At 42.7% G+C, this 14,447-nt stretch carries 16 protein-coding genes; all 16 read left to right on the plus strand.

Features of this window, described 5'->3' with window-relative positions:
- The first annotated feature begins 35 nt into the window (after positions 1 to 35).
- The 16 genes from DRED_RS09095 to DRED_RS09170 all read left to right on the plus strand — a co-directional run bounded on the left by DRED_RS09095 (position 36) and on the right by DRED_RS09170 (position 14,426).
- Complete coding sequence (locus DRED_RS09095; RefSeq protein WP_011878038.1) at positions 36 to 1,229, plus strand: pyridoxal phosphate-dependent aminotransferase; 1,194 nt, start codon at positions 36 to 38, stop codon at positions 1,227 to 1,229.
- A 130-nt stretch (positions 1,230 to 1,359) separates the two neighbouring features.
- Entirely contained in the window at positions 1,360 to 2,064 is a 705-nt protein-coding gene (locus DRED_RS09100; protein WP_011878039.1) for a TraR/DksA C4-type zinc finger protein, read from the plus strand.
- Between the two features lie 196 nt (positions 2,065 to 2,260).
- Entirely contained in the window at positions 2,261 to 3,139 is an 879-nt protein-coding gene (locus DRED_RS09105) for a YicC/YloC family endoribonuclease (RefSeq protein WP_011878040.1), read from the plus strand.
- 18 nt (positions 3,140 to 3,157) lie between these two features.
- Positions 3,158 to 3,430, plus strand: coding sequence for an extracellular matrix/biofilm regulator RemA (remA, locus tag DRED_RS09110; protein WP_003541102.1), 273 nt, complete (start codon positions 3,158 to 3,160; stop codon positions 3,428 to 3,430).
- Positions 3,431 to 3,440: 10 nt separating this feature from the next.
- Positions 3,441 to 4,043 (plus strand): guanylate kinase, encoded by a 603-nt coding sequence (gmk, locus tag DRED_RS09115; RefSeq protein WP_011878041.1) that lies wholly within the window; start codon positions 3,441 to 3,443, stop codon positions 4,041 to 4,043.
- Between the two features lie 26 nt (positions 4,044 to 4,069).
- The gene (rpoZ, locus tag DRED_RS09120; RefSeq protein ID WP_041274550.1) at positions 4,070 to 4,279 is read left to right on the plus strand and encodes a DNA-directed RNA polymerase subunit omega; all 210 of its coding nucleotides are present in this window, start codon (positions 4,070 to 4,072) and stop codon (positions 4,277 to 4,279) included.
- An 18-nt stretch (positions 4,280 to 4,297) separates the two neighbouring features.
- On the plus strand, positions 4,298 to 5,509 hold the full coding sequence (gene coaBC / locus DRED_RS09125) for a bifunctional phosphopantothenoylcysteine decarboxylase/phosphopantothenate--cysteine ligase CoaBC (RefSeq protein ID WP_011878043.1): 1,212 nt from the start codon (positions 4,298 to 4,300) through the stop codon (positions 5,507 to 5,509).
- Position 5,510: 1 nt separating this feature from the next.
- On the plus strand, positions 5,511 to 7,709 hold the full coding sequence (priA, locus tag DRED_RS09130) for a primosomal protein N' (protein WP_011878044.1): 2,199 nt from the start codon (positions 5,511 to 5,513) through the stop codon (positions 7,707 to 7,709).
- Between the two features lie 43 nt (positions 7,710 to 7,752).
- Complete coding sequence (gene def / locus DRED_RS09135) at positions 7,753 to 8,211, plus strand: peptide deformylase (protein WP_011878045.1); 459 nt, start codon at positions 7,753 to 7,755, stop codon at positions 8,209 to 8,211.
- Between the two features lie 14 nt (positions 8,212 to 8,225).
- Positions 8,226 to 9,179, plus strand: a complete 954-nt coding sequence (fmt, locus tag DRED_RS09140; protein ID WP_011878046.1) for a methionyl-tRNA formyltransferase — start codon at positions 8,226 to 8,228, stop codon at positions 9,177 to 9,179.
- Positions 9,176 to 9,976, plus strand: coding sequence for a DUF116 domain-containing protein (locus DRED_RS09145; RefSeq protein WP_041274551.1), 801 nt, complete (start codon positions 9,176 to 9,178; stop codon positions 9,974 to 9,976). The genes fmt and DRED_RS09145 overlap by 4 nt, the downstream gene beginning before the upstream one ends.
- Positions 9,973 to 11,334 carry a 16S rRNA (cytosine(967)-C(5))-methyltransferase RsmB gene (gene rsmB, locus DRED_RS09150; RefSeq protein ID WP_011878048.1) on the plus strand — a complete coding sequence of 454 codons (1,362 nt, stop codon included), beginning with the start codon at positions 9,973 to 9,975 and terminating at the stop codon, positions 11,332 to 11,334. Before DRED_RS09145 ends, rsmB begins: the two co-directional genes overlap by 4 nt.
- Positions 11,335 to 11,336: 2 nt before the next feature.
- Positions 11,337 to 12,389: a dual-specificity RNA methyltransferase RlmN gene (gene rlmN / locus DRED_RS09155; RefSeq protein ID WP_011878049.1), complete on the plus strand. Its 1,053-nt coding sequence runs from the start codon at positions 11,337 to 11,339 to the stop codon at positions 12,387 to 12,389.
- Positions 12,390 to 12,428: 39 nt separating this feature from the next.
- Positions 12,429 to 13,223 carry an FhaA domain-containing protein gene (locus tag DRED_RS09160; RefSeq protein ID WP_041274552.1) on the plus strand — a complete coding sequence of 265 codons (795 nt, stop codon included), beginning with the start codon at positions 12,429 to 12,431 and terminating at the stop codon, positions 13,221 to 13,223.
- Between the two features lie 2 nt (positions 13,224 to 13,225).
- Positions 13,226 to 13,732, plus strand: a complete 507-nt coding sequence (locus tag DRED_RS09165) for an FHA domain-containing protein (protein ID WP_011878051.1) — start codon at positions 13,226 to 13,228, stop codon at positions 13,730 to 13,732.
- Entirely contained in the window at positions 13,710 to 14,426 is a 717-nt protein-coding gene (locus DRED_RS09170; RefSeq protein WP_011878052.1) for a Stp1/IreP family PP2C-type Ser/Thr phosphatase, read from the plus strand. The genes DRED_RS09165 and DRED_RS09170 overlap by 23 nt, the downstream gene beginning before the upstream one ends.
- Positions 14,427 to 14,447: the final 21 nt, after the last annotated feature.

Below are 14,447 nucleotides of genomic sequence, written 5' to 3' on the forward strand. Positions count from 1 at the left end.
TGCCAAATTAAAATTGAAAAGTGGGAGAGAATAATATGAAATTGTCACAACGAGCTTTGGGAATTAGCCCTTCACCTACCCTGGCCATTGACAGCAAAGCCAAACAAATGAAAGCAAATGGCATTAAAGTGATAAGTTTTGGTGTTGGCGAACCGGATTTTGACACACCGGAAAACATAAAAGAAGCTGGTATAGAGGCCATTAAGGCTGGCGAAACCCGTTATACACCTGCGGGAGGAACACTGAAACTAAAACAAGCCATTGTAGACAAGTTTCTCGGGGAAAACGGCCTAGAATACCAGACAAACCAGATAGCTGTATCCGTAGGTGCAAAACATTCGCTATATAATGCCTTTCAAGTCCTATGCGAGCCTGGGGATGAAGTGATTTTACCTGCTCCCTACTGGGTTAGTTACATCGAACAAATTAAGTTGTCTGGGGCCCAAGCGGTTATTGTACAGGCTCGGCAGGATAATGATTTTAAGTTAACACCACAAGAATTGGAACAGGCCATAACTCCTCGCACGAGGGTTCTCTTATTGAACAGCCCCAGCAACCCCACTGGTTCTGTTTATACTCGGGAAGAACTGGCGGCTTTAGGAGAAGTAATACTTAAACATCAGATTACGGTTATTTCCGATGAGATATATGAAAAACTACTCTATGATGGTATGGGGCATGTGAGCATTGCCTCCATCAGCCCTGAATTAAAGGAAAGTACGATTATTGTCAATGGGGTATCCAAGGCCTACGCCATGACTGGCTGGCGAATTGGTTATGTTGCTGCTCCGGCACCGGTGGCTAAAGCCATCAGTGATTTACAATCGCATTCAACTTCGAACCCCACTTCCATAGCTCAGGCTGCCAGTGTGGCTGCACTTAATGGGCCCCAGGATGCTGTGTATGCTATGGTTGAAGAGTTTGAGAAACGTCGTAATTATATGTTGGAACGGGTGTCTGCGCTGCCTGGTATCACCTGTCCCAAACCAAATGGCGCCTTCTACCTTTATCCCAATGTAAGTGCGTATTTTGGTAAGAGTTATCAAGGAAAGCTAGTAAACAATGCCACTGATTTGGCCAACCTTTGGTTAGAGGAAGTCCAAGTGGCAGCAGTTCCTGGAATTGCCTTTGGTTGTGATGATAATATTCGCCTATCCTATGCAACATCCATGGAAAATATAAAAGAGGGCTTAGATAGGATTGAAAAATTCTTAGCTGAGTTACAATAATCCAATTCTGGCATACCCCTTAAATAGTGTATTTTTAAATTGACCCGGGCAAATTATAAGTAACTTTGCCCGGGTTTTTCTATTTAAATTAAACCTTTGCCTAGCATTAAAAAGAAACGGGGGTATTATTTTGCTGGATCAACAACAAATAGAATGTTATAAAAACAAGCTATTGAATATGAGAGAACATATGCTGGACCGGATTGAGGGAATGAATGAAGGTGGGATGGGGGAGTCCATGTCAGATTCCTTTGGAGAATTATCTACCTATGATAATCACCCCGGTGACGTGGCTACGGAAATGTTTGAAAGGGGGAAGGACTTCGCATTGCGGGAAGATGCCATAACCACCCTAGGAGCCATCGATGATGCTTTGGATAAAATGGAAGAGGGCATGTACGGTATATGTGAAGTGTGTCATCAAGAAATTTCCCAGGATAGATTAGAAGCAATACCCTACACCACTCAGTGCATTGATTGTAAATCCAGGGATGAACACCTGCCGAAATCCCATGAAAGAAGTGCCGAAGAGGATGTGCTAAAAAATCCCTTTAGTCGTTCCTGGAAGGATCATGAAGATTATAATGGTTTTGACGGTGAGGATGCTTGGGAAACGGTGGCCAGATGGAACGAACATGCAGACCGATCTCAGGCAGGTTCCTATTACGGAGACGAAGAAATGATTGTTGAAGAGCACCAGGAAACCTTCGAAGATCCTGACAGTATACCCTACGAAATTGGGGAAGATGGGGTTATTTATGAATCCTTTAGGGGCAGGGATGATGATAGTTCACCAAACGAAAGAATTAACATAGGTTTTAATGAATATAAATAGTAGATAATTTTCACAATTAAAATTCTATTTTTGGGCCAGACCGGGTATAACTATGAAAAACAAGGTTATTCAACGGGTACTGGCCCTATTGCTTTAAATTACTTGTTTTTATGCATAATTTAAAGGATAATCTAAATTTAGGTAGAAAATATTATTATCATATTCAGAAGCGCTATAAAACATAGGTGGTGGGAAATTGATTAAAAGCATGACAGGATATGGCCGAGGCGAAGCTTCCGCAGAGGGGAGAAGGTTTACGGTAGAACTTAAATCTGTAAACAATCGGTTTTGCGAGGTTATTCTTCGCCAGCCTAGGTCGTTATCTCCTGTGGAGGATAGGATAAAACGAACTATACAGGGAAAAGTTACACGGGGCCGCGTAGATGGGTATATTTCCATAGAAGAAACAGGAGAAATCACACCTTCGGTAAAAGTTGACAAAGCATTGGCTGTGGCGTATCATAATGCAATGGAAGAATTGGCTGAATCTTTGTCCATGGCTGAGAAAATCTCCATAAAAGATCTGATATCGCTACCCAATGTAATCTCCCTTGAACAACCTGAAGAGAACATCGAACAATGGTACCCTGCTATCAAAGAAGCCACTAACCAAGCCCTAAACGGGTTGTTAACCATGCGACAGACTGAGGGAGAACGCCTAAAAATAGATATTTCCAGTAGGGCGACGGTTATTCAACAACTTACTGTACAAATATCGGAAAGAGCCCCTTTGGTCATACAAGAATACCGCGACAAACTATCGCAAAGATTAGCTGAATGGTTGGAGAATGGTATTATAGAAGAAGCTCGTTTAGCCGCAGAAGTGGCAGTGTTTGCAGATCGGGCAGATATATCCGAGGAAATTGTAAGATTGAACAGCCATTTAGTACAACTGTCACAGATACTTTCGGAAGGCGGTCCTGTTGGCAGGAAACTGGATTTTTTGGTTCAAGAGATGAATCGGGAAATTAACACCATAGGATCAAAGGCCAATGACTTAGTCATTACCAATGCTGTAGTGAATGCTAAAAGTGAGTTAGAAAAAATTAGAGAACAAGTTCAAAATATAGAATAATATTAGGGGGAACAGAACATGGATATAAAGCTTATTAATATTGGCTTTGGCAATATTGTTTCGGCCAACCGCATTATTGCCATAGTTAGCCCCGAATCCGCTCCTATCAAACGTATTATTACTGAAGCCAGAGACAGGGGAATGCTGATAGATGCCACTTATGGACGTCGTACTAGGGCGGTAATTATTACCGATAGTGACCATGTTATACTATCTGCTGTTCAGCCTGAAACCGTAGCAAACCGCCTGGTAAGTAAAGAAGCTGCTCAGGTTGACGAACCTACGGACTAGGTGAGAAAAGATGACCAGGCAAGGACTACTAATCGTCATTTCAGGACCTTCAGGTGCGGGGAAAGGTACCATATGCCAGGGTTTGCTCAAGAAGAATAAAGATCTTTGCCTCTCTGTTTCCTGTACAACTAGGCCAGTTAGACCCGGAGAAGTTGACGGAGTCAATTACTTCTTTGTCAGTAAAGAAGCCTTTGAAAAGATGATTTCTGAAAATGAACTATTAGAGTATGCAAGGGTTTATGATAATTATTATGGAACTCCGTTAAATTTTGTTGAAGAAAAGCTGTCAACGGGCCAGGATGTGATTTTGGAGATTGATATTCAGGGTGCATTGCAGATAAAACAAAAATACCCCAAAGGGGTATTGATTTTTGTCGTACCACCTAGTTTATCTCTTTTACAGGAAAGGTTGACAAAAAGGGGTACGGATTCGGCAGAAAGTATTAACAAACGATTACAGTGTGTATGTGATGAATTAAAGAATACCCAACGCTATGATTATTTGGTTGTCAATGATATTGTTGATAATGCTGTTGCACAAGTTGAATCAATTATTAATGCAGAGAGATGTCGACCTGCAAACTTTGATATCAAAAAGTTCTTAGATTGTTAAAAATTTGATTGGTGGGGGTAATAACCATGATGAATAGACCTTCGCTGGACCAACTAATGACCAGGGTGGATAGCCGTTATACCCTGGTTGTTGCTGCCGCTAAAAGGGCTCGTTTCCTGACAGAAGATGAAATGAAAACAAACACACCCTTACATGCTAAGCCAGTCACGTTGGCCCTAGAAGAAATTTCCGATGGAGACGTAACATACCGCCGCATACGTGGTGGTCAAAAGTAACGGACGGAGGTGCTCATCTTGCAGGCAGGAAAAAGAATTACTATAGGGATTACCGGGGGGATTGCAGCCTATAAAACAACCGAACTGGTAAGTTCTCTGGTAAAAGCCGGGTCGGATGTTCGGGTTACCATGACCTCGTCAGCCTGTGAATTCATCACACCTCTTACCTTTGAAGTGCTAACTGGAAATACTGTGCACACAGACCTCTTTGAAAGAGAAGCCGACGGTGGTGTGCTGCATATTGAATTGGCCCAAAAAACTGATTTGCTGGTAATTGTTCCGGCAACGGCAAACATTATTGGCAAGACAGCTAATGGTATAGCAGATGACCTGGTATCCACGCTTATCATGGCAGCGACATGTCCAGTTCTTTTTTGTCCGGCCATGAATGTGAACATGTATAATAATCCCATTGTCCAGTCTAACATAAGTAAGCTTAAAGATATGGGCTATTACTTTGTAGAACCGGCAGAAGGCCGTTTGGCCTGTGGTACAACGGGCAGGGGACGTTTGGCAGATATTTCTGCCATATTACATAGTATTAACCAAAGGTTAACCCCCCAGGATATGGTGGGGTTAACGGTACTTGTCACCGCAGGTCCAACCAGAGAACCACTGGACCCGGTCCGTTATCTCACGAACCGTAGTTCAGGTAAAATGGGCTATGCCCTGGCAAGAATGGCTGCCCTAAGGGGTGCTAGAGTAGTATTAGTCAGTGGGCCTACCCATTTAGAGCCTCCGACCCCAGTTGAAACCATACAAGTAGAAACTGCGGCTGAGATGCATGATGCTGTTATAAGATATGCCCACAGCGCCGACCTTATTATTAAGGCTGCGGCGGTATCGGATTATCGCCCAGAGTCAATTAGTACACAAAAAATAAAGAAACAGGCAGAGAACCTTGTGATACCCCTTCAGAAAAACCCAGATATATTAGCTGAACTGGGACGCCGGAAGGGGCAACAGCAAATCCTGGTAGGATTTGCTGCAGAGACCCATGATTTGGACCGATATGCTCGGAACAAATTGTCTTCCAAGAATCTTGATCTATTGGTTGCTAACGATGTTACACTGCCAGGCGCTGGTTTTGATTGTAACACGAACATAGTGCGAATATTTGCCGCCGACGGATCAGTCGAGGCTTTGCCCCAAATGGATAAAAATAAAGTTGCCAGTGAGATATTGCATCGCACAATTAAATTATTGAGGACCCACCGGGGAGGACGTTAGGATGCTTTATGCTGAAGTGGTTGTGCCGGTGCCGGTTCGGTCTATATATCAAACCTTTCATTATTGGGTGCCGGAGGCCCTGCAGAGTGAACTGCTAAAGTTCAGCCGGGTCGAGGTACCCTTTTCTGGTAGGTTGATTCAAGGTTTTGTCATTGGTTTTGGCGAACCCCCTCGGCTAGCAAAGATAAAAAGCATCAAAGGTATTGTTGAAAAAAAACCGTTCTTGGATGAAGAACTCTTCAAAACAGCACAGTGGATGTCACAGCGTTACCTCTGTGGTTTAGGTGACGCTCTTCATTGTATTGCTGGATCATCTGTGCCCAGTAGGAAAGATGAAAAATATAGCAAGGGACTTTTTGCTACTGTTAATAATAGTGACCAGGCGGGTCTGGTAAGAGCCCCCAAACAAAAACTGGCCCTAGAGGTGGCTCTTGCGAAACCCGGTTTAAACAAAATGGAGTTAGCCACTGCATCAAGTACCTCAGTAGCCGTTATCAATGCGTTAATTGAGAAGGGTTTATTAAAGGAAAAATTTCTACAAATCAAGGAAGATATTAGCTTCCACGGCAAATTACCGCAGTTAACCAAGGAACAGTCCTTTGCTGTGGGGGAGATTTGCCAGGCATTGACAGCAGAAAAACCATCGGCCTGGCTATTGCATGGTGTTACGGGCAGTGGTAAAACAGAAATATATCTTAGAATCATACAGGATGTCTTAAAAATAAACCGTCAGGCCATTGTCTTGGTGCCGGAAATAGCGCTGACTCCTCAAATGGTTCATAGGTTTAAAACTCGTTATGGGAACCAAGTGGCTTTATTACATAGTGGCCTATCCCAGGGGGAAAGATATGCCGAAAAGGTGCGTATTCGATCTGGCACAGCAAAGGTTGTACTGGGAACTCGTTCAGCTGTTTTTGCCCCCACACCGAATCTTGGTGTAATTATCATTGATGAGGAACATGAGTCCTCCTATAAGCAGGATGAGAACCCAAAATATCACGCCAGGGAAGTGGCATTACAAAGGGCTGCTCAGTATAAGTCGGTAGTTGTTTTGGGAAGTGCAACACCAGCCCTGGAGAGTTTTTGCAGGGCACGTCAAGGAGGACCTTACAAACTCCTTCGTCTTACCCAACGGGTTGACCATAGAGAACTTCCCCAAGTTCACATCGTTGATTTGCGTGAAGAGTTGGCCAGAGGGAATACAGGAATCTTTAGTAATACATTAAAGAAAGCCCTTAGCAAAAGGATAGAAAAAAAAGAAAAAAGTATTCTGTTTTTAAATCGACGGGGCTATGCCACGGTGGTGGTGTGCCGCCAGTGTGGTCAGGTTATAAAATGCCCCCGTTGTGATATATCTTTAACACTCCATACCAATGGTTTGCTGAGGTGCCATTATTGCGGTTATGGCACTGGGGCCCCTAAGAAATGTCCCCAATGTGCCAGCACTGCTATACGAAGCTTTGGTTTGGGAACCCAGAGGGTAGAAGAAGAAGTAAAGCAGTTATTTCCTGATGTGCCCGTGCTGAGAATGGATGCGGACACCACAACCCGCAAAGGGTCCCATCAGAAATTGCTTGATCAATTTATTCAGGGAAATGCTTCGGTGTTAATTGGCACTCAAATGATTGCCAAGGGATTAGATATACCGGCAGTAACCCTAGTAGGGGTGGTCAATGCAGACACCACCCTTCATATGCCGGATTTTCGGGCAGCAGAGCGAACATTTCAGTTATTAACCCAGGTTGCTGGTCGTGCGGGTCGGGGTGAAACAGAGGGAGAAGTTATTATCCAAACCTATGATCCGGAGCATTTTAGTATTTTAAATGCTCAGCAACATGATTATATTAATTTTTATCAAAAAGAAATGACAACTAGAAAAGTTTTACGCTATCCCCCCTTTAGTTACATTATTCGTATTCTGTTTTCTGGACTTAATGAAGGGGATGTTATCAGTGCGGCCCAGAGTTGGCAGGAACGATTAACTGTCATTGCAAAAAAAGTTGGTAACGTAGATATTGAGGTTCTAGGCCCTGCACCAGCAGGCATACCTAGAATCAAAGACCGCTATAGGTGGCAGTTGATCCTAAGGGGTTCAGTGAGCCGTGATATTAGAAAAATTGCTGCTCTCGTCTTGGAACAGGCGGGTATACGTTTTAAACAAGTTTCTGTTAGTATTGATGTTGATCCGTTAACATTATAAATAGATCATAATTACCTTTACTTAGAGACAGGGGGACACTGGTATGGCAATATATAAAATTGTGGAAATCGGTGATGAAATCCTACGTGAGAAAGCAAAACCAGTAAAAGAGGTTACTCCAAACATTCATAAATTACTGGATAATATGGCAGATACCATGTATGAGGCCAATGGGGTTGGCTTAGCTGCACCTCAAATTGGTGTTTCCAAACGGGTTATTGTTGTGGACATTGGTGAAGGTCTGATAGAATTGATAAATCCTGAAATAGTAGAGGTGTCAGGACATACCGTGACAGACACCGAGGGTTGTCTTTCTGTTCCTAATATGATTGGAGAAGTATCCAGAGCGGATAAGCTTGTAGTAAAAGGACTAAACCGTAAGGGTGAAGAAGTTTTGTATCGTGCCAAGGATTTTTTGGCCCGGGCATTTCAGCATGAAATTGATCACCTAGAAGGAATTATCTTTGTGGATAAAGCCAGTAATCTCCGAAAAGTTGAATAGTTAGGAGTAGAAAAATGCGTATTGTTTTTATGGGAACTCCGGATTTTGCTGCAACATCCTTAAAAGCTTTAATTGATGCTGGCCAACAGGTGGTTGCAGTGGTAACTCAACCGGATAAGCCTAAGGGCCGGGGAAGGCAAGTGCAACCGCCGCCGGTTAAGGTTTTGGCCAATGAGTATAAAATACCTGTTTTACAGCCAACAAGCATTAAGATTAATGAGTTTCAACAAACCATAGAAGAGCTAAAACCGGAATGTATTGTTGTGGTGGCTTATGGAAAAATCTTACCCACGGAAATACTGGAGTTGCCCCCGAAGGGTTGTATTAATGTTCATGCATCCTTATTACCCTATTATAGAGGATCAGCTCCCATACACTGGGCCATCATAAACGGAGAAGAAGAAACAGGTGTAACGACAATGTTTATGGATAAGGGAATGGATACTGGGGACATGATACTAAAAAGTTCCGTTTCCATCGGCCCCAGTGACACTGTGGGGGCTATTCATGATAAATTAGCCTCCGACGGGGCAAAATTGCTAATTGAAACCATCCATCTACTGGAAGAGGATTGTGCACCTCGAATACCCCAAAATCATAAGCTAGCTACCTATGCTCCGATGTTAAGAAAAGAACATGAGCTTATTCATTGGGATTTATCAGCGAAGGATATTCACAATCATGTGAGGGGCATGAATCCTTGGCCAGGTACCTATACAATTTGGGATAATAAAATTCTAAAAATATGGCAGACAACTATCCCAGCGCATCAGAATATTGATGCTGATCCTGGTACTGTTTTAGAAGTTAGTCCTTCTGGTATATTAGTACAAACTGCTGGGGGGCAAATCTTAATCAAGGAATTACAACTTCAAGGTAGTAGACGAATGGAGGTCACTGAATTTCTTCGGGGCAAGCAAATGTCTCCTGGTACTGTTTTAGGATTTGAAGGGGGGAGAGGCAACTGATTACGCCAAGTCATGCGCAGGAACCCCATGTGCGAAAAAGGTTATTCTTAGGTCTTTTAGCAGCAAGTTTAGTTGTTGTTGGTCTGATGATCTTTACCATATGGTATCTTGTTTACCACCCAACTACATTATTTCATCAAGTAATATTAATTGCACTGGTGGTAGCGGTTATTATTGCTATTATATTGGTGGCCTTTGGTGTGGGAGGAATTGTCTTAACTATATGGTTGGCTCAAACATTAAAACCCTTACAACCTCTAATGCGGGTGGCCATGTCTACTTTATTTCCCTTTGCCGTTGGCCTGGGTAGAATTTTTAAAATAGATAATGACACAATCAAGAATTCCTTTATTGAGGTCAATAACGAACTTGTTCGAACCAATCAACAAAAATTGCGCCCTGATCAAGTTTTATTATTAGCACCCCACTGTATTCAGGAAAATACTTGTCCCCATAAAGTAACCAATGATATAAATAATTGTCGACGATGTGGAAAGTGTAAAGTGGCAGACTTATTGAACCTCCGGGACCAATATGGAATTCGAGTGGGTGTTGCCACTGGTGGTACTCTGGCTCGTAAATATGTTAAGGAATACCGACCTAAAGCCATCGTAGCCATAGCCTGTGAAAGAGATTTGGCCAGTGGCATCCAGGATTGCAGTCCGATCCCGGTTTTAGGAGTGCTAAATGATCGTCCCTTTGGCCCGTGCTTTAATACATCTGTATCGATACATGGGGTAGTAAGGGCTATCGAATTTTTTCTGATTGACCGGAAAGGGGAAGGGGTAAACAATTGAAAAATGTAAGCGCCAGAGAACTTGCACTTCTGGTTAGTAAAGCTGTTGAAGATGAGGGAGCTTATGCTAACCTTGCTTTAAACAAATTGCTTGAACAATATCAGCCCGGCAAATTAGACCGGGCTTTTGCCACAGAAATTGTTTATGGAGTATTAAGGAATCTGAATACCATTGATTGGGTGTTGGCCCATTTTCTAAAACAACCACTGGCATCGCAAACAGTTTGGATACGGAATATATTAAGAATGGGTACTTATCAAATCATGTTTATGCCTAGAGTGCCTGATTCAGCTGCATGCAATGAATCAGTCAACTTGGCGAAAAAATATGGTCATCAGGGTGCACCAAAATTTGTTAACGGTGTATTGCGAAATGTAGCAAGGCAGCAACATAGTCTAGAATTTCCGGACTCCAAGGAGGCCCCGGTGGATCATATAGCCCTAAAATATTCTCATCCCACCTGGTTGGTGGAGAGGTGGTTAATGCAATATGGTTTTGAGCAAACTATTGCTCTATGTCAAGCCAATAACCGCCCGGCACCGAACACAGTACGAACCAACACCTTAAAAATCTCTAGAGAAGACCTTATGGCTAGGCTAAAAGCTGAAGGTGTTGAAGCGAGGGAAACAAAGTTTGTACCCGAAGGCTTAAATTTAAGCGGCTTTTTGTCCTATCGTACTCTGAAATCCTTTCAAGGGGGATTTTTCCAGGTGCAGGATGAGAGTTCCATGTTGGTAGCCCACGTTTTAAATCCTTCGTCCGGCGCAAAGGTATTGGATGTAGCTTCTGCTCCGGGTGGCAAAACAACCCACCTGGCACAACTGATGGGTGACTCCGGGCAAATTATTGCCTTTGATATATACAGTCATAAATTGGATTTAATTATGGATAATTGCAGACGCCTGGGTATTCAATCCATTCAGGCTGAGGTTGCGGATGCCAGAGATCTTCACAAAAAATACCAGGGTTGGGCCGACTATGTTCTGGTGGATGCCCCCTGTTCAGGATTGGGTGTGTTAAGAAGAAGACCGGATTCGCGTTGGCGCAAAGACCCCAGCCAACTTCCCGGCATTGTTCGGCTACAAAAGGAAATATTACAATCTGCTGCCCAATGCCTTCGCCCAGGAGGGGTCCTCGTCTATAGCACCTGTACCATAACCAAGGAAGAGAATATCGGTGTCGTGGAAGAATTCCTTAAAAACCACCCTGAATTCATTATGGGTGACCTAAGGCAGTTACTTCCCCCAGGCTTGGATGAGGAAAAGTCTGCTGAAAAAGGCTATATTCAACTGCTGCCCCATGTGCATGGCATGGATGGCTTTTTTATAGCTCGCCTGAGGAAAAAAGGATTTGATTAAAAATGTGTAGAAATAACAACAATAAATTAAATTTAAGGGATTTAAATCAATCTGAAATACAACATTTTATAAAAGACTTGGGTGAAAAACCCTTTCGTGCTGACCAGATTTGCCGGTGGGTCTTTGCCCAGGGGGTCTCTTCCTTTGATGAGATGACCAATCTTTCCAAGGGGTTACGAGCAAAATTAAATGAACTGACAACCCTGAGCCAGGCTACGATTCTGACAAGCCAGGTGTCCGCCAAGGGAGATACCATTAAATTTTTGTTTGGTCTGCCGGATGGCCACGCTGTGGAAAGTGTTCTAATGAAACATACCTATGGCAATTCTGTATGTGTTTCTACACAGGTTGGTTGCCGCATGGGATGCTTATTTTGCGCCTCGACCATCAATGGGCTGGTAAGGAATCTTAGTCCCGGGGAAATTTACGACCAGGTGCTGGGCATACAAAGGGAAACCGGCGAAAGAGTCAGTCATATCGTGATTATGGGGGCTGGAGAACCCCTTGACAATTTTGATAACGTACTAAAATTCTTAGAAAATATCCATGCTGAGTATGGGCTAAATATCGGGTATCGTCATATTACTCTTTCAACCTGTGGACTTGTGCCAAGGATGCAGGAGTTGGCCTTAAGAAAGCTGCCTATTACCCTGGCAGTATCTCTACATGCTCCCAATGATGATTTAAGGGACAAATTAGTGCCAATAAACAGGAGATATAAAATACATCAATTAATAGAAGCCTGTAGTAATTACATAGAAATCACAGGCCGTCGGATAACCTTTGAGTATGCGTTATTGTCCGGCATCAATGACAGTGATGAGCATGTCCGTCAGCTGGCTGCTTTATTAAAGAACCTACTTTGCCATATAAATCTAATCCCCGTAAATCCCGTGGAAGAGAAGGAATTTATCCGGACGCCACCTGAAAAGGTTGAACGATTTCGTCAATATCTAGAGAAGGTTGGTTTAAATGTTACCGTTCGCAGGGAATTAGGCGGAGATATCGATGCAGCCTGTGGCCAACTTAGACGCAGATATGAAAGCAAAAATTAAGTTTACACCCTGGGACTTCATAAAGCGGTGGTGATCAATATGCGTTTCTTTTCCGCTTTGGAAAGTAGTTTAGAAAAGTACATAGAAGGGTTTTTTAAAGAAAAGTTTAGTTCCGATGCCCTCGTACAGCCTACGGATATTGCAAAAAAACTTGCCCGGGCCATGAGGGACAAACGAAGGATTAGTGTAACCAATGTCTATGTGCCAAATGAATATGACATTATTTTGCATACTTCTGATTATTCCTATATCCAACCGATGGTCCCGCTGCTCACAAAGGAATTGGTGGACTTTCTCGTTGAAAATGCTACAGAGAAAAAATTTACTTTGGTTTCGGTACCCATCCTTCGTTTCTTAGAAAATGAAGATCTTAAGCCCGGTGATATTATTATTGAAAGCAAGTTCGGTGTTAATGAATCCGGTGAGAGCGTAGCACAGATACCTTTAATAAAAGAAACCGATGAGTTGGAAAAAGAGAAAGAGGAAACCCGAGCCTTTGAGCCTTTATCAGATACTGCACCACTTCGTATATCAAAAATACCTTATTCTGCAAGCTTGCTAGTAGAAGAAGGCAATGATATGGGAAAGGAATTCCCTTTAGGTGACTATCGTTCCAGTATTGGCCGACGGGATACCTGCGATATTGTGTTAAATGATAGCAGTATATCAAGAAGACACGCACAAATTGAAAAGAAAAATAATCGATTTTGTTTATCAGACTTAAATAGTACCAATGGGACTTATGTTAACGGTATACCCATTGATAGGACGGAATTAACAACCGGAGACGTTATCACCTTGGGTAATACAGTCCTGGTTTTTAAGGAGTTATAAAAGTGCTGGCTCTTGTTATAACACTTCTACGTGGTCTCTTTTTAATTTTACTTTATTTATTTATTTTCAGGTTAACTGTGAGTATGATTGAGCAGCTCAGGAACAGTGACCTGCCAAATCATTCTCTTTACCCTGCAGGAAATGGGAATGGAAGTTCACCCAAACCTGTGGTAACTGGGGGCGACGGGGCTGTACTCCAAGTGGTAACATCCAGGGAAGCACATATTAAGTCAGGGGAGATCTTTCAACTGGGTGATATTACAAAGCTTGGTCGTGGTCGGGGAAATCATATTATTTTGGATGGTCATTACGCCTCCCAGGAGCATGCCTGTATTTTATATAAACAAGGACAATACTGGATTGAGGATTTAGGAAGCTTAAATCATACTTATTTGAATAATGTACCCATAAAAAAGCAAACGGTTCTGGCCAATGGAGATCAGATACAAATTGGTGACGTTATTTTTCATTTTGTGAGGTGGGCGTATGAAATGGAGTCAAATAAGTGATGTCGGTCGGGTTAGGCCCGGCAATGAAGACAGTATGTGCGCTTGCCCAGATATCGGTCTATTTGCTGTGGCTGATGGCATGGGAGGACATAAGGCCGGTGAGATTGCCAGCAGAACAGTCATAGAATACCTAGTAGAAAATTTAAGAAACTCAAATGTAGAGAAAGAGGATATTGCTACGAATTTACTTCGGATTCTGGATGAAGCAAATCTGCGTATCCACCGACTTTCCAACGAAATTGAAGAATACCGGGGCATGGGAACAACAGTTACCGCAGGCATTTTTGTAGATAATAAACTGATCATTGCCCATGTTGGTGACTCCCGAGCCTACTTAATACGTCATGACGATATTATTCAAATTACAAATGATCATTCCCTGGTGGGGGAGATGCTGCGCTGTGGCGGTATCACAGAAGAACAGGCAATTAATCATCCCCAAAAAAACGTATTAACAAGAGCCATGGGCACTGCGCCAATGGTACGCTTGGATTTGCATACTGTAGACTTAAAGGTTGGAGATAAAATATTATTTTGTACGGATGGCTTAATTAACCACCTACGACCTGAGGAAATTAAACATGTTATTAAGGGGCAACCCGACCTTGACAAATGTCTAGAAGAGTTAATGGATTTAACATTAGAACGCGGCGGGACTGATAATAGCACCATAGTGCTGGTTGAAGTAGAGTAACCAGTAAAAGGAGTGTTACCT

Source organism: Desulforamulus reducens MI-1 (assembly GCF_000016165.1).
GTDB lineage: Bacteria > Bacillota > Desulfotomaculia > Desulfotomaculales > Desulfotomaculaceae > Desulfotomaculum > Desulfotomaculum reducens.